Source organism: Synechococcus sp. R8-2 (genome assembly GCF_047461715.1).
Classification (GTDB): domain Bacteria; phylum Cyanobacteriota; class Cyanobacteriia; order Thermostichales; family Thermostichaceae; genus Thermostichus.
On the sequence record NZ_JANSHQ010000479.1, the window covers coordinates 1 to 1,504 of the forward strand.

General features: G+C 57.8%; 2 protein-coding genes. One reads left to right on the forward strand and one right to left on the reverse strand.

Features of this window, described 5'->3' with window-relative positions:
• Nucleotides 1–137: 137 nt before the first annotated feature.
• Nucleotides 138–629 (reverse strand): Tic20 family protein, encoded by a 492-nt coding sequence (locus NW819_RS11265; protein ID WP_414355562.1) that lies wholly within the window; start codon nucleotides 627–629, stop codon nucleotides 138–140.
• 305 nt (nucleotides 630–934) lie between these two features.
• On the opposite strand from NW819_RS11265, the gene NW819_RS11270 reads away from it, so the two are divergent.
• Complete coding sequence (locus NW819_RS11270) at nucleotides 935–1,402, forward strand: hypothetical protein (protein ID WP_414413796.1); 468 nt, start codon at nucleotides 935–937, stop codon at nucleotides 1,400–1,402.
• The last annotated feature ends 102 nt before the right edge of the window (nucleotides 1,403–1,504 follow it).

The window sequence follows — 1,504 nt, forward strand, 5'->3', positions numbered from 1 at the left end:
GGACTCTGTCCTGCTGGCGCGACTAGAACTCGAATCCGATGGCACCCCGGCCTCCCACAATCCTTGAGAGCTGAAGAGTTGGCTTAGGCTCCGATGAGGTCGGCAAATCGGCAACCAGACCCGCAGGGACTTGACAACTAGTAGCGAATCCAGGCATAGGCGGCATCAGAGAGCACCGGCACCTCGGCGTAGTGGCCGCGAATGTTTTGCACCCAGGCGTAGACGGTGATGGCAATCACCCCCAAGAGAGCCGTGGTGGCCAAAATGCTGACCATCGCTGCCAGGCCAAGGTTGCCGAAGAGTATGCCAAACGCCTGCATCAGCACCTGCACCAAGAACAAGGCAATGTTGAGCAAGAGCGCCTGGATGGTGTTGAAGCGAACAAAATGGGCTACGCGGGTGTTGCGGATCACCAGGAACAGCAGAGCCAAAAACACCCCCATTCCCAGCCAGCCCGTGGCCAGGGGCACCAGACGAAACAGAGGCGCAAAAATGGGGATCAGCCCTGGCAGAGATTGAAACAACCCAGAGGGCAAAAAGCCCAAGGGCAGAGCCGATACCAAAGGCAAAAGGTAGGGAAGGGATCCCCACAGCCGATTGATGGGAGTGATGTCGCCGCGCCAGGTCATAATCCGTCGATCCCCATAGATGCAATGGTTACTGGAGCTGGCTTGTCGGTGCGCTTCTGGGATCCCCGCAAGCTACAGGTCGGAAAGAGAAAGCAACACCCAAGCCTTGGGCCTATTGTAGTCGATGGATTTGGGTGGCTCAACGCGCTTGGCCGCAAGCCGGCTTCTGCTTTCCAGTGAGCAGAAAAACTGGAGGCCAAAAGGTTCAGAGTGAGCGCTCCGATGAATCCAGGCTGATATAATCAACGGCAAATCCTGGCTGCATCACCGGTTTTTCAGGTTCTCTACATTTTTCAGCTTTCACCATGAAGATTTCATCGTCTCCCGCTGCTCGCATCGTCGGAGCTTTTGTCTGGCAAGTTTGGTCTGGGCTGATGGGTTTTCTCAACGACCGTCTGTTGCCGGAGCGCTATCACATTCGGCCCGAAGCTTTGCCGGAGTGGATTGCCCAGGTGTGGGCAGGCTATCTGCGCTATCGGGAAGCCTCTCGTCCGGGGGCGATCCAGTTTCGCGGCTTGACGGTGGATCCCAGCCGAGATCTGCGCTCAGCTCACCTCGGATCCCGTCCGCTCCGCTACCGCGGCTGCCCCATGGAGACGGTTGCCCGCTCTGGGGATCCTTCTCCTACCGCCCAACCCATCCCTGAAAAGGCTTTTGTGCCCCCCTACTGGAAACTCCTCAATACGCTGCGCTTGAAGTTGAGCCTGGCCGATATTGATCGCTACCCCGTCACTCCGGCCCTGCAGCGGGTTTACCGAGGTCGAGAGTTTTAACACCGCTCTGCTGCTCTGCACGACAGTGGAGTTTTAAGGCTGGGGATCCCCTTGTGGGCGGGGATCCCTTTTTGGACTTTGTTCGCGACAGCGGGACGGAGT